The organism is Muricoprocola aceti, assembly GCF_025567005.1.
Lineage (GTDB): Bacteria > Bacillota > Clostridia > Lachnospirales > Lachnospiraceae > Marvinbryantia > Marvinbryantia aceti.
Map to the genome: position 1 here is coordinate 97,142 of NZ_JAOQKE010000005.1, position 26,478 is coordinate 123,619.

The following is a 26,478-nucleotide window of genomic DNA, read 5'->3' on the forward strand; positions in this document are numbered from 1 at the left end:
TGTCTGAAAATGAGAAAGCTGGAGGCGAAAGATTATGAATATTGTATGTTTGGATCTGGAAGGTGTTCTGGTACCGGAAATATGGATTGAGTTTGCAAAAGAAAGTGGTATTTCGGAGTTGGAGAAGACAACCAGGGATGAACCGGATTATGACAAGCTGATGAAGTACAGATTGGATGTATTAAAGCAGCATGGAATGGGGCTGAAGGAGATTCAGCAGACGATTGAGAAGATTGAGCCGATACCAGGAGCAAAAGCATTTTTGGATGAACTACGTTCTATGACGCAGGTGATCATCATCAGTGACACCTTTGAACAGTTTGCCATGCCGCTGATGAAGAAGCTGGGTTGGCCGACGATTTTCTGCAATACACTGGAAGTGGCAGAGAACGGAGAGATTACTGGTTTTCGTATGCGTGTAGACCAAACCAAGCTGACCACGGTAAAGGCATTACAGTCCATTGGATTTGAGACAATTGCCAGCGGAGACAGCTACAACGATCTGGGGATGATCGGAGCAAGCAAGGCTGGATTCTTATTCCGCAGTACACCGGAGATCAAGGCAGAGCATCCGGAACTGCAGGCTTATGAGACCTATGAGGAACTGATGAACGCCATCAAAAAAGCATTGTAAGAATATAAGAACGATCAAGAACACTGCATGGTAGTAGAGAAATACTATGCAGTGTTTTTTTTATAAAATTTGTATCTAAGCATTGACAAATACCCTATGGGGGTATATATTACAAACTGTAAAGAAAAATACCCCGCAGGGGTATGATAATGCTGTTGTGAAAAGCAATGATTTAACAGGAGATGAAAAATGGGAGAAGATAAAAAAGAAGAAGTCTGTTGCTGCTGTGAAAAACATAAAGAGCGGTCTGACAAAGAATATCGGGATCTGATGAACCGCCTGAAGCGGATCGAAGGGCAGGTGCGGGGCATTCAGGGAATGCTGGAGAAGGATGCTTACTGTATCGATATTCTGGTTCAGGTGTCAGCGATTAATGCAGCATTGAACAGTTTTAATAAGAAACTGCTGGCGAATCACATCGGGACCTGTGTGGCAGAGAATATCCGGGAAGGGCATGATGAAGTCATTCAGGAACTGGTAGATGTATTGCCGAAACTGATGAAGTAATATAAGGAAGGTGAAGAAAATGGAACAATATCAGGTAACAGGAATGAGCTGTGCAGCTTGCAGTTCCCGTGTGGAAAAAGCTGTTTCGGCGGTGCCGGGTGTGACCTCCTGTTCAGTCAGCCTGCTGACAAACTCCATGGGAGTAGAGGGTACGGCTGCTCCGGAGGCCATTATCCAGGCAGTGACCGATGCCGGTTATGGAGCATCACTGAAAAAGAAAGAGAATGGAACAGCGACAGCATCGGCTCCGAATTATGACGATATGCTAAAAGACACAGAGACACCAAAGATGAAGAAGCGACTGATTGCATCCCTGGTGCTTCTGATTCCACTAATGTATGTGTCGATGGGACATATGATGTGGAACTGGCCTCTGCCGTCTTTCTTTGATGGTAATCATGTGGCTATGGGGCTGGTACAATTGTTGTTTACCACAGCGATTATGGTGATCAATCAGAAGTTTTTTATCAACGGAATCAAGGGTGTGGTTCATAAATCACCGAATATGGATACTCTGGTAGCACTGGGATCAGGTGCGTCCTATATTTACAGTGTTTACGCATTGTTTGCCATGACAGGAGCACAGATGGCAGGAGATGCAGAGGCTGTGATGAGCTATATGCATGAGTTTTATTTTGAATCAGCAGCCATGATCCTGACATTGATTACGGTAGGAAAGATGCTGGAGGCCAGATCCAAGGGCAAGACCACAGATGCATTAAAGAGCCTGATGAAGCTTGCGCCAAAGATGGCTACTGTTCTGCGGGACGGAGTGGAGATTGAAGTAGGAATCGAGCAGGTACGGATCGGAGATCAGTTCGTGGTACGACCAGGAGAGAATATACCCGTAGACGGTATCATACTGGAAGGAACCAGTGCGGTGAATGAATCAGCACTGACCGGCGAAAGTATTCCGGTGGATAAGGAAACAGGAGACAGTGTATCAGCTGCAACATTGAACCAGTCTGGCTTCCTGCGCTGTGAAGCAACCAGAGTTGGAGAAGATACTACTTTATCTCAGATCATCCAGATGGTCAGTGATGCGGCAGCTACCAAGGCACCGATTGCTAAAGTAGCGGACCGGGTATCTGGAGTTTTTGTTCCGGCTGTTATTACGATCGCAGTGGCTACGATCCTGATCTGGCTGCTGGCCGGACAGAGTGTGGGATTTGCACTGGCAAGAGGTATTTCTGTTCTGGTAATCAGCTGCCCGTGTGCTCTGGGACTGGCCACTCCGGTGGCGATCATGGTAGGAAATGGCATGGGTGCCAGACATGGTATTATGTTTAAGACAGCCGTGTCTCTGGAAGAAACCGGAAAAACCGATGTGGTAGCACTGGATAAGACCGGAACAATCACCAGTGGAGAACCGCAGGTGACGGATATGGTTCCGGCAGATGGACACAGCGAAGAAGAATTGCTTCAGGCAGCTTTTGATCTGGAACAGAAGAGTGAACATCCACTGGCCAGAGCCATTGTACAGAGAGGAAAAGAAAAGAATCTGTCTGGCAGAACAGTGGACGAGTTTGAGGCAGTAGCCGGAAATGGTCTGACTGGAACGCTGGATGGAAGAAAGCTGACCGGTGGCAACCGGAAGTTCATTGAGAACAGAGTGAAGATCCCGGCTAATATTCAGAATGTGGCAGACCGTCTGGCGGAGGAAGGAAAGACCCCTCTTTTCTTTGCAAGAGATGAGGAACTTCTGGGCATGATTGCTGTAGCAGATGTCATCAAGGAAGATAGCTATCAGGCCATTCAGGAACTGAAGAATATGGGTATTCATGTAGTTATGCTGACTGGTGACAATGAACGGACTGCAAAAGCCATCGGAAAACAGGCTGGTGTGGATGAGGTCATTGCAGGGGTCTTACCGGATGGAAAAGAAGAAGTAGTCCGGAAACTGAAAGAAAAAGGAAAAGTAGCCATGGTAGGTGATGGTATCAACGATGCACCGGCTCTGACTCGTGCAGATATTGGGATTGCCATCGGTGCGGGGACAGATATCGCTATTGATGCGGCGGATGTGGTGCTGATGAAGAGTCGTCTGCTGGATGTGCCGGCGGCTATCCGTCTGAGCCGTGCAACCTTACGCAACATTCATGAGAATCTGTTCTGGGCATTCTTTTATAACATAATTGGTATTCCACTGGCGGCAGGTTTGTGGTATCCTATATTTGGCTGGAAGCTGAATCCGATGTTCGGAGCAGCGGCCATGAGCCTTTCCAGTTTCTGCGTGGTAAGTAATGCCCTGCGTCTGAACCTGTTTTCCATGTACGACGCAAGAAAAGACAAGAAGCACAGAAGTAAGAAGGGGAATGCCCATCAGGAAAAGTTACAGAATGATTCGAATATAGAGAGTATAGAAAAAGAAGAAAAGGAGAATGACAAAATGACAAAGACAATGGAAATCAAAGGTATGATGTGTGGACACTGCGAAGCAAGAGTAAAGAAGACTCTGGAAGCAATCGATGGTGTAACAGAAGCAGTGGTAAGTCATGAGAGCGGAACTGCTGTAGTGACCATGAGCAGTGAAGTGGCAGATGACGTACTGAAAAATGCAGTAGAAGCACAGGATTACGAAGTAACCGGAATTCATGCATAATTGAAAAAATGAAACGAAAAAGCTGGCTGTGATTACGGCCGGCTTTTCGCAGTTTTTACAAACGAGGAGTCAGACAGAACCTGGTCTGGAAGGAAAGGAAGTAATAGAGTTGAAGCTTGGAAGAAATGATGCCTGCTGGTGTGGCAGTGGGAAAAAATATAAAAAGTGCCATGAAGCATTTGATGAGAAGATTGCACAGTTTGAGAGAGAAGGAGCAGAGGTGCCAGATCATTCTATGATCAAGACACCGGAACAGATTGCAGCGATCAAAGAAAGCGCGAAGATTAATATTGCAGTGCTGGACTATGTGGCAGAGCATATCAAAGCAGGGATAACCACGGAAGAGATTGATCAGTGGGTATATGATGAGACTACAAAGCGGGGTGGTATTCCGGCACCATTGGATTATGAAGGATTTCCGAAGAGCGTGTGTACTTCCATCAACGAAGTGGTATGCCACGGAATCCCATCTGATAAAGTGGTATTAAAAGAAGGCGATATCGTAAATGTGGATGTATCCACAATTCTGAATGGCTATTTTTCGGATTCCTCCAGAATGTTCTGTATCGGAGAAGTATCGGAAGAAAAACGCAAACTGGTGGAAGTGACAAAAGAAAGTATCGAAGTGGGACTGAAAGAAGTAAAACCATGGGGCTTTTTAGGTGACATGGGACAGGCTGTCAATGATTATGCACAGGCACATGGTTATTCCGTAGTGCGTGAGATCGGTGGACATGGGGTAGGACTGGAGTTTCACGAAGATCCGTGGGTAAGCTACGTATCCAGACGAGGCGAAGAGATGCTGATGGTACCAGGTATGATGTTCACCATCGAGCCGATGATCAACATGGGAAGTGCTGATATCTTCCAGGATGAAGAAGACGGCTGGACGGTCTATACCGAAGATGGCAAACCATCCGCACAGTGGGAGATCCAGGTGCTGATCACGGAAGACGGATACGAGATCATTGCATATTAAGCAGGTTTCGCAGAACTTATGATTCAGCTTCCTGCCTGTTTACAGAAAAGAATTGAGTCATATCAGAATGGATGATAGAATGGAAGCATAGAAAAGCAGAAATTTGAGACCGAATGCAACGTGGAAACAGTAGGAAGCAGAACAGGAGGATGTCAGTTATGAAGAAGAAAGCAACAGCAGCAATGACAGCTTTGGCCGTGATGGTCGTTCCAATGACAGCATTTGCAGGTGATTTTGAAGACTTTTATGATTATCAGGCAGAAAACGGAAAGTATGTTTATTATTTTGAAAATGGCATAAAATTAGAGATGCCAGAGGACTGGTATCAGAATGTAACAGTAGAAGCAGAAGAAAGCTATGTTACCTTTTATCATAAGGACAGCTATGAGAAATATAAGAAAGACGGTTATGACGCAGGAGGAGAATTGCTGAAGATTGGCTGTTCGGTAAACACAGATTTTAAAGATAATCCGGGATATGAGTATATTGGATTCGATGAAGAAGAGGCATTGAATTTTTATTATTCCACGCCGACTGATTATCAGGCGTATACAAAGGATACAGATGTAAAAGCGGAATTTGATCAGCTGTTGGGAGAACTGGATGAAGTATGTGACAGCATCACCTTGACAGCAAAACCGGATGATGAGTTTTATGAGCAGATGGAAGATAGTGCAGAAGCTGCCAGAATTGCCAAAAATGCAGCAGAAGGAAAGAAAGAAGATAAAGGTGGCACTATAGCCGGAAAAATTGGCGGTGACAGTCAGGAGAACTCGAAGGAAGCGGATAATGCTGTGGAAGAGTATACATTTGACGAAAGCAAGGCTGAATATGAGGGAACCTGGGTATCCTTTGAGGACGAATTTCAGATTTATCTTCCATCTTATTGGGATTATTACAATCTGACAGATGAGGAAACAGAGCAGGGAATTTTATATAAAGCAGAATGTGAATCAGAGGATGTATCTCTTATTGTCAATTATGCGCTGATTGATAAGACAAAGCTGGATAGTGATGCAATTGCAGAAAGTTATCGGGAAGCAGGTTACAGTGATGTGAAGCAGATGAAGATCAATGGTATTTTATGCGAGACCTGTACTGTTCCGGAGGAAGAAATCAGCCTGACATCTTTTATTGGAGGAAATGATGACAGACTCTACATGATTATGCTAAATACAGATGATGAAGGGTCGCTGCATTATATGGATTCCATACTTCGCTCAGTGAAGCCGGCAGAGAAATAATAAGAAGATGGTGGAGAAGTAACATTTTACTATGTGCTTCTCCATTTTTTCTGGACATTTTTCTTCCTATATTTTATACTGAAAAATGTGCAAAAAGCACGTTTGAGTTTTTGAGTGAGGAATACAATAATGGGATACCTTTATCTGCTTGCAGTGGCCCTGATGTTCAGCTTTGGCGGCACCTGCAGTCGCATGATCAGTCCATACTTTGATGCGGCATTTGTGACATTTTTCCGATTCTTTTTCGGAGTTATTTTTTTGATTTTATTAAAATTAATTTTGAGACAGCCATTTCGCAAGGATTATAAGGTGGCTGTCAAAATATTTATTGGCTGGATACTGTTCGGAGCAGTCAGCAAATGGATGGCATATCTACTGGAAAATACAGGATTTACCTTAGGACCATCCTACGGCAACATTATTACGCAGCCAGCTCAGACGGTTTTTCTGACCTTATCCAGTGTGATCCTGTTCAAGGACAAAATGACATTTAAAAAAGTGTTGTGTATTATGATATGTATGGTTGGTGTACTGTGTATTTCCTGGAATGGAAAAGACCTGTCCGTATTTTTACATGAAAACGTGCTGGTTACTCTGATGTTTATCGTATCAGGTTTCTGCGCCGGAGCACATGTACTGGCTCAGAAGATGATCGGTGACAAGATGGATATTATCGACAGCAACCTGACAATTTTCCTGTTTTCTGCCGTATTTTCTTTCTGCCCGTTGGTACCCAAGATCGCAGACGGCGCCCTTCAGGTTCGCCCGAATGCAGCTTGCATCATTGCTATGATGGCCTTTGGTGTGATCACCGGACTGGGCTTCTATCTAAATGCTAAGGCACTGCCACTGGTTCCATTGTATATGGTGCCGCTGATTCAGAGTACTATGGTGATCTTTGCGATCATGTGGGGTGTCCTGTTCTTCCATGAGAAGATCAGTATCTACATCGTGGTAGGAACCATTTTATTCATGATCGGTCTGATCTGGCTGCAGATGCAGAATAATGCAGAACAGACGAAGAAAAAAGCAAATCAGGCATAATGCCATATTTTCTGCTAAAATATAGAAGTGAAGTCAGGTCGCCGATACATTCTACAGCATAAATGCTGTCAGGGAAATACTACTCAGTCTTCTGTATAAAATACAATTTTATAACAGTTCCCATTCTGCTTTCATGAAAACAGCAATCCTTAGCATAGTCTGATTTCGGACTTGTGTCAGGAAAAAAGAGTTTTGTAGCTTAAAAAGCCACAAAACTCCGTCCCCAATGGTTTAATTTTTTTCGATGGATGCTTTCACAAATCCTCTGAATAAAGGATGTGGGCGGTTTGGTCTGGATTTCAGTTCCGGGTGTGCCTGGGTGGCGATGAAGAATGGATGATCTTTGATCTCGATCATTTCTACAATTCTGCCATCCGGTGACAGTCCAGAGAGAGTAAGACCATGGTCAGTCAGGATCTTACGGTAATCATTGTTGACTTCGTAACGATGTCTGTGACGTTCTGCGATCTGATCGGTACCATAAAGCTCATAAGCTTTCGTGGTTTTGTCCAGAACACATGGATAAGATCCCAGACGCAGGGTTCCGCCAATGTCTTCGATATCTTCCTGATCTGGCATCAGTGCAATCACCGGATGGGAAGTGCCTGGATCCAGTTCGATACTGTGTGCATCCTTCAGACCTGCCACATTGCGGGCATATTCTACGATAGCCAGCTGCATGCCAAGGCACAGTCCCAGGAATGGAATCTTGTGGGTACGTGCATAATGAATGGCAACGATCTTTCCATCGATACCACGGCCGCCGAATCCGCCAGGCACCAGAATACCACTGACATCTCCCAGCATTTCATCCACATTTCCTTCATTTAACTGTTCGGAGTCAATCCATTTAATATGAACGGTCGCATGTTCTGCGATACCACCATGTTTCAGAGCTTCTACCACACTGATGTAAGCATCATGCAGTTGAATATATTTACCTACCAGAGCAACGGTCACATCCTTAGTCGGATGACGAAGTGCCTCTACCATGGCTTTCCAGTCGTCCAGATCTGGTTCCGGGCAAGGAAGATTCAGACATTCACAGGCTACCTGAGCCAGATGTTCTTCTTCCATGGCCAGTGGTGCTTCATAGAGATATTCCACATCCAGATTCTGAAGAACGTGGCTGACCGGTACGTTACAGAACAGAGCAATTTTTTCCTTCAGGCCATCTTCCAGTGGATGCTCAGAACGGCATACCAGAATATCAGGCCAGATTCCCATGCCCTGCAGCTGCTTGACACTGGTCTGTGTAGGCTTGGTTTTCATTTCGCCGGAAGCTTTCAGGTAAGGAATTAAGGATACATGAATCAGAATAGCATTTTCCCGACCCACATCATGCTGGAACTGACGAATTGCTTCCAGGAATGGCTGACTCTCAATATCACCCACAGTACCGCCTACTTCGATGATAGCAATGTGAGTTTCATTTTCGTTGTAATTGCGGTAAAAACGACTCTTAATCTCATTTGTAATATGAGGGATAACCTGTACTGTACCTCCGCCGAAATCCCCCCGGCGCTCTTTGTGAAGAACGGACCAGTAAATCTTTCCGGTGGTAACGTTGGAATTCTTAGTCAGGCTCTCATCGATAAAACGTTCATAATGTCCAAGATCCAGGTCTGTCTCCGCACCATCATCCGTGACAAAGACTTCTCCGTGCTGGATTGGGTTCATGGTACCTGGGTCAATATTGATATATGGGTCAAATTTCTGCATGGTGACTTTATAGCCGCGGGCCTTCAAGAGACGTCCAAGAGATGCAGCGGTGATACCTTTCCCAAGACCGGATACAACACCGCCCGTTACAAATACATATTTTACTGGCATAATCAGTTCCTCCTTAAATCGTATCTGTTCAGTACCTTCACAGATACATACTAAAACACCTCGCGGGACAGTGAGGTATGAACAGTTGTTTTGAATCAGCAAAAAGGGTGTAATCTCCTAAGGAAGATTACACCCCATTGTGCAACATAGCAATATAAAATTGCATGGCATGTAATCATACCATGCAACTGATTATAGCGGATTTTTCCCCAAAAAGGAATGGAAAATCCTAATTTACTTATGATTAGTTCTGATGAAAATGATTCATTTTATTAATGAAAATTTCGTTTACTTTCGTATACCGGCTCGGAAGTGAACTGGATAGACAGACGTTTAAAGGTCTTAATATCCACGCTGGAGAGCAGTACACTAGTGTGTACCTGACAGCCGGCCAGTTTTGGCAGCTGATCCAGAGCAGCCTGTGCATCTGGATTATTTTCAGCACTGGTAGAGAGGGCAATCAGAACTTCATCGGTGTGAAGACGAGGATTGCGGCTTCCAAGATATTCTGTCTTCAGTTTCTGGATCGGACGGATAGCAGCAGGAGAGATCACGTTCTTTTCATGGTCGATACCGGCCAGTACTTTCAGTGCATTCAGTAAAAGAGCTGCGGATGCACCCAGAAGATCGGTGGTTTTACCGGTAACGATGGTTCCGTCATTCAGTTCCATGGCAGCAGCAGGACCTTCGGTCTCTTCACTACGCAGCAGAGCAGCATTGACAACCTTTCGGTCTGTTTTACTGATACCGGCCTGCTTCATGATCAGCTCAATCTTCATGACTTCATCTTCAGTAGAAGAACCATACACCAGTCCGTTCAGAGAATTGTAGTAACGACGGATAATTTCCTGACGGGAAGCTTCCCTGCAGGCTTCATCGTCACAGATGCAGTTTCCGGCCATATTCACACCCATATCGGTAGGGGACTTGTATGGACTTTCACCGGAGATCTTTTCAAACATGGCATTCAGTACCGGGAAGATCTCAACATCACGATTGTAGTTAACGGCTGTTTCGCCATAGGCTTCCAGATGGAACGGATCAATCATATTCACATCGTTCAGATCAGCAGTAGCAGCTTCATAAGCCAGATTTACCGGATGCTTCAGTGGAATATTCCAGATCGGGAAGGTCTCAAACTTCGCATAGCCTGCATGGATGCCCCGCTTGTGTTCATGGTACAGCTGAGACAGACAGGTGGCCATTTTTCCACTTCCTGGTCCAGGTGCAGTGATGACAACCAGCGGACGGGTAGTCTCGATATAATCATTTTTTCCATAACCTTCATCACTGACGATCAGAGGAATATTGCTCGGGTAGCCAGGGATCACATAATGGGTATATACTTTGATACCCAGCTTCTGAAGACGGCTGCGAAAGACATCGGCACTGTTCTGACCTGCATACTGTGTGATGACAACACTTCCCACATATAAACCGCGTTCTTTGAAAACGTCAATCAGACGAAGAACATCAGAATCATAAGTGATGCCCAGGTCACCGCGGATCTTGTTCTTTTCAATATCACCGGCACTGATGACGATCACGATCTCCGCCTGATCGGAAAGCTGCATCAGCATACGCAGCTTACTGTCCGGGGCAAAGCCTGGAAGTACACGGGAAGCATGGTAATCATCAAAAAGCTTGCCGCCGAATTCCAGATAAAGCTTATTACCGAACTGACTGATTCGTTCCTTAATGTGCTCTGACTGCATTTTCAGATATTTGTCATTATCAAATCCTATTTTCATGTTTCATCCTATCCTTATATATTAACTCGATTTTTCTACAACGTAATTATCATATACTAACCGGTTCATTTTTACCAGATATTTTTACAGGAAATTCACGAAAGTACGAAAAACAATTGACAATGAGGTGAGTTGAAACTAACATAGAGTTAGGGAAAAACAACATGTGTTAGATGAGAGATAGTAAAAAGGGAACATAGTGAGGAGGAAATTTATGTTTTTACAAATCCAGGGAATTAAAAAATCTTTTGGATCGGGAGACAGTCGTGTGGATGTATTAAAAGGGTTGGATCTGGAAATTGAAAAAGGAGAGTTTTGTGTACTGCTGGGGCCTTCCGGTTCTGGAAAATCCACACTTTTGAATATTATCGGAGGAATTGACAGTGCAGATGGAGGAAAGCTGATCATTGACGGGGAATGTCTGGCAGAAATGTCGGAAAAAAAGCTGTCTGTTTATCGCAGAAAACATCTTGGCTATATTTTTCAGATGTATAATCTGATCCCGAATCTGACAGTGCGGGAAAATGTGGAGGTAGGGGCTTACCTGAGCGATCAACCTCTGGATGTGGATGAACTGCTTCATACACTGGGAATTTACGAACATCAGCGAAAACTGCCCAATCAATTATCCGGAGGACAGCAGCAGCGGTGTGCCATTGGCCGAGCCATTGTAAAGAACCCGGATATTTTGCTGTGTGATGAGCCGACCGGTGCGCTGGACTACAACACATCCAAGGAAATTCTCAGGCTTATTGAGACGGTCAATCAGAAGTATGGCAATACGATTGTGATGGTTACGCATAATGATGCCATTAAGGACATGGCTGACCGGGTAGTAAAGCTGCGTGATGGCATGATCCGGAAAAATTACCGGAATGAACATAAAGTTTCTGCCGATGAGCTGGACTGGTAAGGAGGACGTGTTATGAAAAATCCTTTGCACAAACGTCTTCCGAGAGAGATTCGAAGCGAATTCGGAAAATATATCGTAATATTTCTGCTTATGGTGGCCACAATTGGATTTGTATCCGGGTTCCTGGTGGCAGACAACAGTATGCTGCTTGCTTATCAGGATGGATTCGAGAAATACAATATAGAGGATGGCAATTTCCGCACCGCAGACAGGATATACCGCAGTCAGAGAGAAGATATTGAGAAGCTGGGGATTACGCTGTATGAGAACTATTATATAGAAGCAACACTGGACAACGAAAGTACCATGCGATTTTTTAAAAACCGTGAAGAAATCAATAAAGTATGCCTGATGAAAGGCGAACTTCCAAAAGCAGCCGGGGAAGTTGCCATCGATCGTATGTATGCTGATAACAATCAGCTGGCGGTGGGAGATACCATCACCGGTGGGGAACGTTCCTGGAAGATCACCGGGCTTGTGGCACTGTCAGATTACAGCTGTCTGTTTCAGAATAATAGTGATTCTATGTTCGATGCAGTAAAATTCGGAGTGGGTGTGGTGACCCCGGAGGAATTTGATACTCTGAATCAGGACAAACTGCAATACAATTATTCCTGGAAATATGAGCAGGAACCGGCGGATGAAGTGGAAGAAAAAGAGATTTCCGAAGATCTGATGGAGGAGACTGGCAAGATTGTATCATTGGAATCCTTTGTGCCGAGATATACGAATCAGGCGATTACATTTACCGGTGAGGATATGGGCGGTGATAAAGCCATGATGATTATGCTGCTTTATATCATCATGGTAATTATGGCCTTTGTGTTTGGTATCACCATTAGCAATACTATTCGAAAAGAAGCAGCCGTGATCGGAATCTTAAGGGCTTCCGGTTATACCAGACGGGAACTGATCTCTCATTATATGACATTGCCGGTTCTGGTCACTCTGGCTGGGGCACTGGCAGGAAATGTGCTGGGGTATACGGTACTGAAAAATGTGTGTGCAGCCATGTATTATGGAAGCTACAGCCTTCCAACCTATGAGACCGTATGGAATGCAGAAGCTTTTCTACTGACAACAGTCGTACCGGTGTTGATTATGCTGGTGGTTAACTTTTGCGTACTGCGGCAAAAGCTGCGTCTGTCTCCGCTGAAGTTCCTGCGCAGGGATCTGTCTGGAAAGAAACAGAAACGAGCCATGCGGCTGAGTCCTCATATCAAGATTTTTTCGAGATTCCGGCTGAGAGTCATTTTTCAGAATATGAGCAATTATCTGGTGCTCTTAATCGGCATTTTGTTTGCCAATCTGTTATTAATGTTTGGACTCTTGCTTCCATCTACATTAGCTCATTATCAGACGGAGATACAGGAAAATATGCTGGCCAATTATCAGTATATGCTGCAGGTACCGATGGGAGCCATGACAGGAAGTAAGCTGGAGGAATTGTTGAATCTGCTGACGTTCTATGCAGAAGTGCGTACCGATAATGAGACAGCGGAGAAGTTTTCTGCCTATGCGTTGAATACCCTGCCGGGCAAGTATAAGTCAGAAGAGGTGCTGCTGTATGGAGTGGAGAAGGACAGCAAATACGTGACAGCAGATCTGGGAGACGGAGTTTATATTTCCAGTGCCTATGCGGATAAGTTCAGGATCAGACCGGGAGACACCATTACTTTAAAGGAAAAATATGAAAAGGATGAATATTCCTTTACAGTGGACGGCATCTATGACTATACGGCAGGACTTTGTATCTTTATGTCCAGGGATAAGCTGAATGAGACATTTGATCTGGAGGATGATTACTACAGCGGATATTTTTCCGACACGCCGATTACGGATATCCGAAAGAAATATATAGGATCCGTGGTGGATCTGGATGCTCTGACGAAGATATCCCGTCAGCTGGATGTATCTATGGGAAGTATGATGGAAATGGTAAATGGATTTGCCATCATGATCTATATAGTACTGATTTATCTGCTGTCCAAGATCATTATTGAAAAAAATGCACAGTCTATTTCTATGGTAAAGATTCTTGGTTATACTAACTGGGAAATCAGCAGGCTGTATATTCTGTCTACGACCATTGTGGTGGTAATCTGCCTGTTGGTGAGTTTTCCGGCAGAACGTGCGGTGATGGAAGTATTGTTTCGGGAAATGATGTTGTCCAGCATCTCAGGATGGATTACCATGTGGGTGAATCCGATGATCTATGTGCAGATGTTTGGGGCAGGTATGGTTGCTTATGCGGTGGTTGCATTGCTGGAGTTTTGTAAGATAAAAAAGGTGCCAATGGATGAGGCACTGAAAAATGTAGAATAATAGTAGAAAAAAGACACTGTGGATGGGAAAAACTGTCTGGCAGTGCCTTTGTTTTTATACTTTTTTAATGAAATAAAGAAATCTTTTTCGAAAGTGTATATTGATTTCTGACCGGATAATCCTTATACTAAATAATGAGTGTTTTTAACACTTAAGGAGGAAAAAAATGGACAATAACCAAAATGGACCAAATAATGGACCGGGCAATCGGAAAGGACCGAAAAACGGTCAGACGATTATTATATTTTTGATTGTAACGGTGATTACGCTGATTGTAATGGCATTGTTTAACAGCATGATGAACGGTACGACGAATCAGGAGATTACGTATAATAAGTTCATGGAGATGCTGGACAATGATGAAGTAGAGAGCGTTGTGATAGAATCGAACCAGTATGTGATCACACCGAAGCAGCAGCCATATGGTTTCTCATCTCTGAAGGGAATGAAGTTTACCTATTATACAGGTGTGGTGAACGATCCGAATTTATCTGAGAAGCTGCTGAAGGCAGGCGTGGACTTTAAGAAAGAGATCCCGGATATGTCATCCGAACTGCTGTACAGCATTTTATCTTTTGTATTACCACTGATTCTGATCTGGGTAATTATGGGATTTGCCATGAGAAGAATGGGCGGCGGAGGCGGCGGTGTCATGGGTATCGGCAAGAACAAAGCCAGAGTCTATGCACAGAAAGAGACCGGCGTTACGTTTAAAGATGTGGCAGGTCAGGATGAAGCCAAGGAGTCCCTTCAGGAAGTGGTAGATTTCCTGGAGAATCCTGGCAAGTATAGCAATATCGGAGCAAAGCTTCCGAAGGGAGCCCTGTTAGTGGGACCTCCTGGTACCGGTAAGACACTTCTGGCCAAGGCAGTAGCGGGAGAAGCACATGCGCCGTTTTTCTCATTGTCAGGTTCTGAGTTTGTAGAGATGTTCGTGGGTGTGGGAGCTTCCCGTGTCCGTGAACTGTTTGAAGAAGCAAAGAAGAATGCGCCTTGTATCATCTTTATCGATGAGATTGATGCCATCGGTAAAAGCCGTGACAGCCGGTTTGGCGGTGGCAATGATGAGCGTGAACAGACACTGAATCAGCTGCTTGCTGAGATGGATGGTTTTGACAGCGGCTCAGGACTTCTGATTCTGGCAGCGACTAACCGTCCGGAAGTGTTGGATCAGGCACTGCTGAGACCGGGACGTTTCGACCGCCGGGTAGTAGTAGACAAGCCGGATCTTCAGGGACGTATCGATGTCCTGAAGGTACATTCCAAGAATGTGATGATGGATGAGACCGTAGATCTGGAAGCGATTGCACTGGCTACTTCAGGTGCAGTGGGATCGGATCTGGCCAATATGATTAATGAAGCAGCGATTCTTGCAGTAAAAAAGGGACGAAACGCAGTCAGCCAGCAGGATCTGTTTGAATCTGTGGAAGTAGTTCTGGTGGGTAAAGAGAAGAAGAACAAGATTCTCAGCAAGGAAGAACGCAGAATTGTTTCTTATCATGAAGTCGGCCATGCACTGGTCAGTGCCCTTCAGAAGGATTCTGAACCGGTTCAGAAGATCACCATTGTACCGAGGACTATGGGCGCTCTGGGATATGTGATGAATGTACCGGAGGAAGAAAAATATCTGAATACCAAGGCAGAGATCCAGGCACGTATCGTAGAGTGCGTCGGTGGCCGTGCAGCAGAAGAGATTGTGTTTAACAGCATTACCACAGGGGCAGCCAATGATATTGAGCAGGCTACCAAGATGGCAAGAGCCATGATTACGCAGTATGGTATGTCTGACAAGTTTGGTATGGTGGGTCTGGAGTCACCGGAAAACCAGTACTTAAGCGGACGAAATGTGCTGAATTGCAGTGACCAGACGGCAACCGAGATTGATCGTGAAGTGATGAAGATCATCAAAGAAGCATATGAAGAGGCACTGAAACTTTTGCGCAGTCACAGAAAGGCATTGGATGAGATCGCAGCTTTCCTGATAGAGAAAGAGACCATCACCGGAAAAGAGTTCATGGAGATCTTCCATGAAGTAGAACGCCGGGAAGAGGAAGAAGTAGAGGAAGCGGAACAGACAGATGTGTCGGAGAATGTTGATGAGAAAGTGGAAGCAGCAGAGCAGCAGACCGAGGCACAGGATGATGGAGTGGACGCTGTGAAGGATCAGTCAGCCGAGCCAACAGAACATACAGAAACTGAGATTACAGGCGAAGAAGCTCAGCAATAATAAAAATAAAAATCCAGGAACAGAAAGAAAAAACATCTGTTCCTGGATTTTTTTAAAAGCGATACGTTACTGAATCACAACGGCCATTTTTCCTAGTTTGTTGTAGATCCGTTCAAAGGAACTGGCTTTTCGCCATACCAGTCCGCTCAATGGATCATTGATCAGCACTTTTTTATTCTTTTTATCATAACCGCACAGAACAACGCAGTGCTCTGAACGGTAGAAGTGCCAGGTCTTGCCAGCGTAGCGATAAGAATGTACGGCTACCGGATTGCGCATATACATGGAGTTCCAGACGATCACCGGGATATTGTTATCCAGATAGGTATACAAATCAGAAAAACGAATGCCGGTAAGATCATAAGCCCGTTTGGCTGATTTTTTTGCTTTCAGGTATTTATTGGCTGTGATGGTCAGACCAGGAGCATAGATTCCGCCACCAGATCCACTGAATGGATTTCCCCAGAACTTTGTCACAAAGTTGGAACTACTTCTGGACAGATATCTGGAAGCGATCGTTGTCTTGGATAAAGGAAAGCCCATATGTTTCAGAACAATGGTAAGCGCAACCGACTCACAGCCAGTAGGCAGCTGAGGATTCTGACGGATGTTCTTCATGGAGATTATTTTTTTCTGCGGCTTCTTATTCAGAACAGAAGAGGCTGTTCCAGAAGAAGAACTGTTGAAAGGCTTTCCGGTACGCTGTCCGTAACTGTTATAGTAATATCCGTCGATCCAGGTGTTTCTGGCGAGAGCACCGCTATTTCTGGCATGATAAACGTGCCCCTGATAAGAGAAAGTACGGTTCCGGTACATCTGACCGTTTTTGTCAAAATAGTAGGTATTCTTTTTCCATGTAATCATGCGATCCCTGACTATTTTCCCTTTGTGATTATAATAGTAAGAAGTCCCCTGTTCGGTTACCAATTTATTGCGTGGAACCTTTGAAGCGGCATTGGAGATAACTGGAAAAGCAGTCAGAAGAATCAGGACAAGGAGAAATTCAAAAAGTAAAATACGGGTATGCCTTTTCATGATAAGATCCTTTCGTATAAGATTCTTTTCACATTTTAACATGGGAGGATGCACAAAGGCAATCTTTCTATTATAATAGAAGTGATAAACAGAAAGGTATATAGGTTATTATGCAAGAAGTTTCTTATGAAATAGAAGAGTATGAAATGGAGATCGAGAATCGCATTCGCAATCTGATGTGGACAGTGAGTGGGGATTATGCACTGAATACCAGGCTGGATGTAGCTTCGTTTTCCAAAAGTAAATATATTTCCATGTACGACGCCATCAAGCAGGGAGCATTTGCCAAATATTTTGATACCAATGCACTCTCGATGTATATTGTGAAAAAGCTGTTTTATGGAGTCGAAGAGCCGGTCCTGATGAATATTGCACAGATCTGTGTAGATCTGGCAGTGTATCAGAAGATTGTGGAAGAGAGACCGGGTGTATGCAACATTCGCAGGAAAGCATTTGAAGCAATGCTGGATAAAGATTTTCGAAAAATGAATGATTCTTTTATCGGAAGAGTGAAGCTGGAGATCATCCGTCAGTTCTTAAACGGAAAGGGAACGGCTGAAAAAAGAATTCAGGATGTGCTGGATGTACTCTATCCGCTGGAAGAGGCATCCGATACTATGGAGATTATTCAGGCAGTTGACCGGATCTATAATTTTGCCATTGATCGTTCTTTTGAACGAAAACATGGAGATCTGGAATTTGTGCTGAATACTTCGATAGAAGAGCTGGCAGAAGCTACCTGGCAGGATTTCCTGGATGAAGAGATGTATGAATCAGTTCTGGAGCAGATGGTAGATCAGGTGAATCAGCAGGTGGTCAGTCTGGAGGAAAAAGAGTCAGCGGAAGAAAAGAAACAGGATGGACCGAAGAAAAAGAGTGTCGTGGTACTGGATGAAAAAGCGCTGGAGAAAATGAACAGTTATATGCAGCTGAACTTTGGAAAGTCCTATTTATCGGAAGCAGAGCAGAAGAGAACAGACCGGAGACTCTGCAATGGTGCTCATGCAGACTGCAGTCTGTATTATACCGATGGCATTCTGCAGAATCCGGTACTGATCAATGCTCAGTATGTGAACGCAAAGAAACAGACCGATCGAAATCTTCTGCTGTTACGTAACAGCAAGAACATGGTGAAACGAAATGTAGATATCATGACGCATAATCTGAAGCGCTCACTGGTTACAAGGACCCAGCAGGAGGAATTGCTGTCGGAGTATGGAAGTATTATCCCATCCAGATTGTGGAAGCTGGGAAGAACGGAGGATACGAAATTGTTCCGGCGTGTGATTCGCCAGAATGAGACCGATTTTGTAGTGGACATCCTGATGGATGCCAGCGGTTCCCAGAGAGACCGTCAGAGCCAGGTAGCGTTGCAGGCTTTTATCATCAGTGAGGCACTGAGCAATGTACAGATTCCTCACCGGGTGATGAGCTTCTGCACGTTCTGGGATTATACTGTCATGCAGCGGTTCCGGGAATATGATGCGCCTAAAAGTGAAAACCGGAAGATTTTACAGTATACCACATCTTCCAATAACCGGGATGGTCTGGCCATCCGGGCAGCGGCAGATTCCCTGCTGCAACGGGAAGAGGAAAATAAAATCTTAATTGTCTTAAGTGATGGCCGGCCCAATGATGTGGTGGTGAACCGGCCAAACAGCAGGAATCCAAAGCCGTATTGTGGAGATTACGCAGTAAAGGATACCGCCCAGGAAGTACGGAAGGCAAGGAATAAGGGTGTGTATGTGCTGGGGGTATTTGCGGGAAAAGAGCAGGATCTCCAGGCTGAGAAGCGAATCTTTGGAAAAGACTTTGCTTATATTAAGGACATTCGTAATTTTTCCAATGTGGTAGGACAGTATCTGCAAAAACTTCTGGACTGGTAAAATTAATTCCAAAATGTAACAAAGATGTTACAGAATAAGCTGAATTTCCATGAAACTTAAAAAAAATGTAAAACTTGTTGACAAACCAATTCCCATATGTTAAGATGTGAACGTAATAAATGTAACATTTATGTAATATTTATGCATTGATTGGATGTATTTCGTATTTATTGATTGGGTATTTGGAGGATTGATTTTGATGAACAAGGGAATGAAAAAGCATGTAATGAGAGCAGCAGCTTGTTTTGTGACAGGCAGTATGCTGGCAGGAAGCAGTTCTATGGCAGCTTTTGCGGCCGGAACGAATCTGGTAGGTGTCAGCACAACTGTTAATGTAAAGGAAGCGGCAGCAGAAGATACACAGAAGACAGAAGAGACAGAGAGCACGACAGAAGGTACGGCATCTGAAGAGAATACCGAGTCCGCAGAGGCAGCTCAGGACAGCAGTCTGATCGGTACTGTTGCAGTGGCACAGCCTGGAGACGAGACATTTTTCAATATCAGAGCGAATGCAGATGCGAACTCTGATGTAGTCGGATATTTATATGAGAACAACTGTGCGACCATCCTTGGAGAAGAAGGAGACTGGTATTATATTCAGTCTGGTAACTGTACCGGATATGTAGCCAAGTATCTGATGACCACAGGAGCAGACGCAGCGGCAGTAGTAGAGCAGGCAGCAACACCGGTAGCACAGGTCAATGCAGAAGCACTGATGGTTCGTTCCGAACCTTCTGAGGATGCAGACGTAGTAGATACGGTGACAGCAGACCAGATTGTATATCTGGAAGAAGACCTGGGAGGATGGGCAAAGATTTCCACAGGATCGACAGAAGGATATGTAAGTGCAGATTATGTAAGCTATGCATCCTATCTTCCACAGGGTGAGACACACGAGGAAGCAGAAGCAAGAATTGCAGAAGAAGAGGCAGCATACCAGGCATGGCTGGATGAGCAGGAAAGACTGTATCAGGAGCAGTTAGCAGCTGAGCAGGCTGAATGGGAAGCACAGAATCAGGCATGGATCGAATATCTTCAGAGCCAGAGTGATTATGCAGATCAGGCACAGGCAGCAGCAGACCAGGCAGCAGCAGATCAGGCTTATGCAGAACAGGTAGCAGCAGATGCACAGGTAGCACTGGATGAAGCTTACAGTACAGGAGATGCAGATGCAATTGCTAATGCAGAGGCTTATGCACAGCAGACAGCAGCAGATGCACAGACAGCGGCAAATCAGACTCAGACCGCACAGAATGAAGCGGCAGCGGCAGATCAGACAGTTTATGATACAGTAGCGGGAGCAGGAATTGATACTTCAGAGGTGACAAATACAACTGACAGCAGTTCTTCTTCGCTGAGACAGCAGATTGTAGATTATGCATTACAGTTTGTGGGTAACCCGTATGTATACGGTGGTACTTCCCTGACAAATGGAACAGACTGTTCCGGATTTACACAGTCTGTACTTGGAAACTTTGGTATTAACATCAGCAGAACAGCCGGAGCACAGTCTCAGGGTGGTAAGCCCGTTGACTTAAGCCAGCTGGAGCCAGGCGATCTGTTATTCTACTCAGGAAGCGGAGATTACGGTATCGGACATGTAAGTATGTACATTGGTAATGGACAGGTGGTACATGCCAGCAGTTCTACCACAGGCATCATCGTATCTGATGTAAACTACAGAACGCCGACATCAGCTTCTGACTATATCGGTTAGTCTTAAAACAAGCCAATCAGATAATCAATAAATACATAAAGAGAGGTCACTGTAATTCCCTTGCAGTGACCTCTTGCATTTTTGGTATAAATCGAGTATGATTCTTGACATAGGAATTGTGTAACTGTTCAGAAGCCACTGTCCCGCGAGGTGTTTTGGCATGTAAATGCCAAAATCCGGAAGGCTGCGGGCCAAAATTCCATCGCCAAAGGCGATTTTATTGAATTTTGGCATCGTATCTGTGAAGGGACTGAACAGATACGATAAGGAGGACATATGGGCGAAATCATAAATGTACAGGAGCTATTTGGTGAGAATGTCTTTAATGACAAAGTGATGCTGGAAAAGCTCCCGAAAAAGGTGTACAAGGAACTTCACAAGACCATTGACGATGGAAAAGAACTGGATCCGATGATTGCAGAGGTTGTTGCAGGTGCAATGAAAGAATGGGCAATCGAAAAGGGTGCGACACATTACACACACTGGTTCCAGCCATTGACTGGATTTACTGCAGAAAAACATGATGCTTTTATCACGGCACCAAAGGCTGACGGCTCTGTACAGCTGGAGTTTTCTGGAAAAGAACTGATCAAGGGAGAACCGGATGCATCATCCTTCCCGTCTGGGGGCTTACGTGCTACCTTTGAAGCGAGAGGCTATACAGCCTGGGATTGTACATCACCTGCATTTGTCAGACAGGATGCCGCAGGAGCTATTCTCTGTATCCCGACTGCATTTTGTTCTTACACAGGAGAAGCACTGGATCAGAAGACACCGCTGCTTCGTTCGATGGAAGCCATTCAGGCTCAGACATTGCGTCTTTTAAGAGTTCTGGGCAATACCACATCCCGCAAGGTGAAACCGTCTGTTGGTGTAGAACAGGAGTATTTTATCGTAGACCGTGCCAAGTATCTGAAGAGAAAAGACCTGATCTTCACTGGTCGTACCTTATTTGGAGCGATGCCTCCTAAGGGACAGGAGCTGGATGATCATTACTTTGGTGTTATCCGTCCCCGTATTGCAGCTTTTATGAAAGATGTGAATAAAGAACTGTGGAAGCTGGGAGTATCTGCCAAGACACAGCATAATGAAGTAGCTCCGGCTCAGCATGAACTGGCACCGATTTATGCAGAGTGTAACGTAGCAGCAGATCACAACCAGATCATCATGGAGACACTAAAGCGTGTGGCTGAGGAACATGGTCTTCAGTGTCTGCTTCATGAAAAGCCATTTGCCGGAGTGAATGGCTCTGGTAAGCATAACAACTGGTCCCTGACCACTGATGACGGTATTAATCTCCTGGATCCGGGCAAGACGCCTCATGAGAACATCCAGTTCTTACTGATCCTGACCTGTATCTTACGTGCTGTAGACAAACATGCAGATCTGCTGCGAGAATCTGCGGCCGATGTGGGAAATGACCACCGTCTGGGAGCCAATGAAGCACCACCAGCGATTATTTCTGTATTTCTGGGAGATCAGCTGCAGGATGTGCTGACGCAGCTGATTGATACCGGAGAAGCAACTCATAGCTTAAAGGGAGGTACTTTACATACTGGTGTAAAGACCTTGCCTGATTTTGCTAAGGATGCAACAGACCGTAACCGTACGTCACCGTTTGCGTTCACCGGTAATAAGTTCGAATTCCGTATGGTTGGTTCCAGAGACTCTGTAGCGGAATGTAACGTAGTGCTCAACACCATCGTAGCAGAGGCATTTTCCGATGCCTGCGATGTGTTGGAAAAGGCAGAGGATGTCTCCGTGGCAGTACATGACCTGATCAAAAAATATGCCAGTGAGCATCAGAGAATTGTCTTTAATGGCAATGGTTACTCAGAGGAATGGGTAGCAGAAGCAGAGCGCCGCGGTCTTCCAAATATCAAGTCCATGGTAGATGCGATTCCTGCGCTGGTAACAGAAAAGGCAGTGAATCTGTTTGAAAAGTTCCATGTATTTACCAGAACTGAGCTGGAGTCCCGTGCGGAGATCCAGTATGAGGGCTATTCCAAGGCCATCAATATCGAAGCCAGAGCCATGATTGATATTGCCAGCAAGCATATTATTCCGGCGGTATTGCGCTTCAACAAGAGTCTGTCCGATACGGTCAATACCATGAATCAGACAGGTGTAGAGACCGACGTACCGATGGATATGCTCCGGGAATCTGCACATCTCCTGTCAGAGACGAAGAAGAGGCTGATAAAATTGACTGAGGTGACCGATCGTGCCACGGAGATGGAGGTCGGCAGAGAGCAGGCAGTATATTATTACGAAGAAGTCTGCACTGCTATGGAAGCATTGCGTGTGCCAGTGGATGAGCTGGAGATGATCGTGGACAAAGAGATGTGGCCAATGCCATCTTATGGAGATCTGTTGTTTGAAGTGTAATTAGATTCATAAAATCGATTATTGTGATTTTGTAGATTTGTTCTGTTGAATTACAGACAAAATTCTCCAAACCAGACAAATCTAAAAAAAGTATAAAATCTGCATTGACTTTTCATTTTCAGAGTGGTATCATGCAGTACATAAAAGCAAAGGCGCTATAGATCGAAGGTCTATGGCGCTTTTTCTAATCCATATGACAGAGAAGCGAAACGAAGGTGTTTGACGGCGAAAGAGATTTTGGCCAGTTGCCTGCGGTTCGCTTTTTTCGTATCAGAAGAAACCTGTTCCTGGGAAGGGAGCTTCAAGGATCGGAAAGGTTCTGGAATATGGGGAAAGAGGAGGAGAAAATTATGACACAAGAAATTTTAAGTGCAATTTCCGGTGAAGTATACGGCGTCTGGTTCCTGATCGGTGCCGCACTGGTATTCTGGATGCAGGCAGGATTCGCCATGGTAGAAGCAGGCTTCACCAGAGCGAAGAATACAGGAAACATTCTGATGAAGAACCTGATGGACTTTTGTATCGGCACGGTTGTATTCATTTTAATTGGTTTTGGATTATTTCTCGGCGAAGACTGGCTGGGAATTATCGGCAAACCGGGATTTGATATTTTCACAAATTACGCAGAATTTGACTGGTCCAATTTCGTATTCAATCTGGTATTCTGTGCAACTACAGCCACCATCGTATCCGGTGCCATGGCTGAAAGAACAAAATTTATTTCCTACTGTGTTTACTCCGCTATTATCTCTGCAGTGATCTATCCAATCGAAGCACACTGGACCTGGGGCGGCGGCTGGCTGGCACAGATCGGATTCCATGATTTTGCAGGTTCCAACTGCATCCACATGGTTGGTGGTATCTCAGCCCTGATCGGTGCAGCAATGCTTGGTCCTCGTATCGGTAAATTTACAAAAGATAAATCGGGAAAGATCACGAAAGTCAATGCGTTTCCTGGACATAACCTTCCACTTGGATGCCTGGGTGTATTCATTCTCTGGCTTGGCTGGTATGGATTTAACGGTGCAGCAGCTACATCTGTGGCAGAACTTGGATCTATCTTCGTAACAACTACTATTGCACCAGCTATTGCAACCGTTGTTTGTATGATCTTCACCTGGATCAAATATGGCAAACCAGATGTATCCATGTGCCTGAATGCATCTCTGGCAGGTCTGGTAGCCATTACCGCACCTTGTGATGTATGTGATGCTTTTGGTGCCATCATCATCGGTGCTGTAGCAGGTGTCCTGGTTGTATTTGGTGTATGGCTTCTGGATTATGTACTTCGTATTGATGACCCGGTAGGTGCCGTAGCAGTACATTGCTTAAATGGTATCTGGGGAACCATCGCAGTTGGTTTATTTGCAACTGATACTGCTCCTGCATTTGCAAGAGGCTATGGAGACGGCGTGAACTTTGGTGCTAACCAGATCGCAGGAAAGGGACTTTTCTACGGCGGCGGTTTCCATCAGCTGGGATTGCAGCTGGAAGGTATGCTGGCTACAGCAGCCTGGACTGCAGTAACGATTACTATTGCTTACCTGATTATCAAAGCCATTTTCGGACTTCGTGTTAGCGAAGAAGAAGAAATCGTCGGACTGGATGCTATGGAACATGGCCTGACAAGTGCATATGCAGGATTTTCTATCATGGATGTATCCAACACCATGATCATGGAAATAAATGACCGTACACAGATCGGTTCTGATGACTACGAAACTGCAACAAAAGCACAGAAAGATGCTGCTGTTAAAGTGGTCAATACCGCACCGGCAGTCGATACTGGTATTCACAAAGTGGTTATTATTGCAAGATTGTCCCGTTACGATGCTCTGAGAAAGGCTATGAATGACCTCGGTGTAACTGGTATGACTGTCACGCAGGTAATGGGCTGTGGTATCCAGAAAGGTGCAGGTGAAATGTATCGTGGTGCTGAAGTCGATGCAACCCTGCTTCCAAAGGTAAAAGTCGAAGTGATCGTAGCATCTATTCCGGTAGAAGATGTCATCGAAGCTGCAAAGAAGACCCTGTATACAGGCCACATCGGAGATGGCAAGATCTTTGTATACAATGTTGACAGAGTCGTAAAGATCCGTACCGGTGAAGAAGACTTCGAAGCACTGGAAGATGTAGAATAAAAAATAAAATAATAAAATCCAACCTCCCAAATATTTGGATAAAGGAAAAGCTCTCGCCAAAAGCGGGGGCTTTTCTATGTGTTTGCAGGAACTATCAGAAGACGAAAAAAACCGTCTGCAGTGCGAGAACAGAGAACGCTATTAAAAGAAAATATTATTTTGATAATAAAAATACTTGACAAATGAAATATCTGCATATATACTTTGAAAGTCAAATATATTTAATTTAAAAATATATGAGACCCAAATATATGAACTCACATATACGAGAAGGAGATTTTCATGAAAGCAGTAATATGCGGAACGGGATCTGCGGTTCCGACAAAGGTTCTGGATAATGATGATCTGTCTCAAATCGTGGATACCAGTGATGAATGGATCCGTGAACGTACCGGTATTGTCCGAAGACATATCGCAAAGGAGGAGACTTGTGTGTCTCTTGCTGTGGAAGCGGCGCAGAAAGCGTTGAAGCAGTCAGGGGTGTCAGCGGAAGAGATTGATCTGGTGATTGTATCCACGATTTCTTCCAATGTGGTACTTCCCGGCGTAGCCTGTGAGGTACAGAAAAAGATCGGTGCAGTGAATGCCGTGTGTTATGACTTAAGTGCAGCATGTACCGGATTTGTACTGGCTTATCAGAATGCACAGGCCTATCTTCAGACTGGTATCTATCGGAGTGCACTGATCATCGGAAGTGAATGTCTGTCTCATCTGGTGAACTGGAGGGATCGAGGAACCTGCATTTTGTTTGGAGACGGAGCAGGGGCAGCAGTTTTGCGGTCTGAAGAAGGTACAGGCTTTCTACCGGCAGCACATTCAGATGGAAGCAGAGGAGAGGCACTCAGATGCAGAAGCTATCTTGACGGAGCAAAAGAATGGCAGATGTCTCATCCGAAAGAATATCAGATGCAGATGGATGGACAGGCGGTATTCAAATTTGCTGTGCGTCAGGTGCCGGGAGTGATTCGTGAAGTGCTGGATAAGAACGGATTGAGGCTGGAAGAGATTGACTGGATAATTTTGCATCAGGCCAACCGCCGGATCGTAGAAGCAGTCAGCAGGCATCTTCAGCAGCCATTGGAAAAATTCCCGATGAATATGCAGGAATATGGCAATACCTCATCGGCCAGCATACCGATTCTGCTGGACGAAATGAACCGGGATCAAAAACTTCAAAAAGGACAGAAGATCATACTCGCCGGATTTGGGGCGGGATTGACCTGGGGAGCCAGTGTTCTTGAGTGGTAACCCC

Annotated in this window: 17 protein-coding genes; 14 read left to right on the forward strand and 3 right to left on the reverse strand. The window is 44.9% G+C overall.

Translation table 11 applies throughout. From position 1 onward, the window contains the following. Window positions 1-34: 34 nt before the first annotated feature. The 6 genes from thrH (at window position 35) to OCV47_RS06765 (ending at window position 7,010) form a co-directional block, all read left to right on the forward strand. A complete protein-coding gene (gene thrH / locus OCV47_RS06740) occupies window positions 35-634 on the forward strand; it encodes a bifunctional phosphoserine phosphatase/homoserine phosphotransferase ThrH (RefSeq protein ID WP_262654447.1) in 600 nt (199 codons plus the stop codon). A 189-nt stretch (window positions 635-823) separates the two neighbouring features. Next, complete coding sequence (locus OCV47_RS06745) at window positions 824-1,141, forward strand: metal-sensing transcriptional repressor (RefSeq protein WP_262654448.1); 318 nt, start codon at window positions 824-826, stop codon at window positions 1,139-1,141. Between the two features lie 19 nt (window positions 1,142-1,160). Next, entirely contained in the window at window positions 1,161-3,743 is a 2,583-nt protein-coding gene (locus OCV47_RS06750) for a heavy metal translocating P-type ATPase (RefSeq protein ID WP_262654449.1), read from the forward strand. Window positions 3,744-3,846: 103 nt separating this feature from the next. Next, window positions 3,847-4,722 (forward strand): methionyl aminopeptidase, encoded by an 876-nt coding sequence (locus OCV47_RS06755; protein WP_262654496.1) that lies wholly within the window; start codon window positions 3,847-3,849, stop codon window positions 4,720-4,722. 158 nt (window positions 4,723-4,880) lie between these two features. Continuing rightward, entirely contained in the window at window positions 4,881-5,966 is a 1,086-nt protein-coding gene (locus OCV47_RS06760; protein WP_262654450.1) for a hypothetical protein, read from the forward strand. A gap of 129 nt (window positions 5,967-6,095) precedes the next feature. Continuing rightward, window positions 6,096-7,010, forward strand: coding sequence for a DMT family transporter (locus OCV47_RS06765; RefSeq protein WP_262654451.1), 915 nt, complete (start codon window positions 6,096-6,098; stop codon window positions 7,008-7,010). A 231-nt stretch (window positions 7,011-7,241) separates the two neighbouring features. Here OCV47_RS06765 and OCV47_RS06770 read toward each other — a convergent pair whose 3' ends face one another. Next, on the reverse strand, window positions 7,242-8,843 hold the full coding sequence (locus OCV47_RS06770; RefSeq protein ID WP_262654452.1) for a CTP synthase: 1,602 nt from the start codon (window positions 8,841-8,843) through the stop codon (window positions 7,242-7,244). 272 nt (window positions 8,844-9,115) lie between these two features. Continuing rightward, entirely contained in the window at window positions 9,116-10,594 is a 1,479-nt protein-coding gene (locus OCV47_RS06775; protein WP_256297717.1) for a DUF1846 domain-containing protein, read from the reverse strand. Between the two features lie 214 nt (window positions 10,595-10,808). Here OCV47_RS06775 and OCV47_RS06780 point away from each other — a divergent pair, with 214 nt between their 5' ends. The 3 genes from OCV47_RS06780 to ftsH all read left to right on the forward strand — a co-directional run bounded on the left by OCV47_RS06780 (window position 10,809) and on the right by ftsH (window position 16,059). Then, a complete protein-coding gene (locus tag OCV47_RS06780) occupies window positions 10,809-11,507 on the forward strand; it encodes an ABC transporter ATP-binding protein (RefSeq protein ID WP_262654453.1) in 699 nt (232 codons plus the stop codon). Between the two features lie 12 nt (window positions 11,508-11,519). Beyond that, window positions 11,520-13,832, forward strand: a complete 2,313-nt coding sequence (locus OCV47_RS06785; protein WP_262654454.1) for an ABC transporter permease — start codon at window positions 11,520-11,522, stop codon at window positions 13,830-13,832. 166 nt (window positions 13,833-13,998) lie between these two features. After that, window positions 13,999-16,059 (forward strand): ATP-dependent zinc metalloprotease FtsH, encoded by a 2,061-nt coding sequence (ftsH, locus tag OCV47_RS06790; protein ID WP_262654455.1) that lies wholly within the window; start codon window positions 13,999-14,001, stop codon window positions 16,057-16,059. A gap of 66 nt (window positions 16,060-16,125) precedes the next feature. Here the strand turns inward: ftsH and OCV47_RS06795 are convergent, their stop codons facing one another. Beyond that, a complete protein-coding gene (locus OCV47_RS06795; RefSeq protein ID WP_262654456.1) occupies window positions 16,126-17,094 on the reverse strand; it encodes a C39 family peptidase in 969 nt (322 codons plus the stop codon). 146 nt (window positions 17,095-17,240) lie between these two features. Here OCV47_RS06795 and OCV47_RS06800 point away from each other — a divergent pair, with 146 nt between their 5' ends. The 5 genes from OCV47_RS06800 (at window position 17,241) to OCV47_RS06820 (ending at window position 26,474) form a co-directional block, all read left to right on the forward strand. Further along, window positions 17,241-18,980, forward strand: a complete 1,740-nt coding sequence (locus OCV47_RS06800) for a cobaltochelatase CobT-related protein (protein WP_262654457.1) — start codon at window positions 17,241-17,243, stop codon at window positions 18,978-18,980. A 199-nt stretch (window positions 18,981-19,179) separates the two neighbouring features. Then, window positions 19,180-20,697 carry a C40 family peptidase gene (locus OCV47_RS06805; RefSeq protein WP_262654458.1) on the forward strand — a complete coding sequence of 506 codons (1,518 nt, stop codon included), beginning with the start codon at window positions 19,180-19,182 and terminating at the stop codon, window positions 20,695-20,697. 276 nt (window positions 20,698-20,973) lie between these two features. Next, window positions 20,974-23,085: a glutamine synthetase III family protein gene (locus OCV47_RS06810; RefSeq protein WP_117449230.1), complete on the forward strand. Its 2,112-nt coding sequence runs from the start codon at window positions 20,974-20,976 to the stop codon at window positions 23,083-23,085. Window positions 23,086-23,435: 350 nt separating this feature from the next. Next, on the forward strand, window positions 23,436-25,226 hold the full coding sequence (locus OCV47_RS06815) for an ammonium transporter (RefSeq protein WP_262654459.1): 1,791 nt from the start codon (window positions 23,436-23,438) through the stop codon (window positions 25,224-25,226). Between the two features lie 282 nt (window positions 25,227-25,508). Continuing rightward, entirely contained in the window at window positions 25,509-26,474 is a 966-nt protein-coding gene (locus tag OCV47_RS06820; RefSeq protein WP_262654460.1) for a beta-ketoacyl-ACP synthase III, read from the forward strand. Window positions 26,475-26,478: the final 4 nt, after the last annotated feature.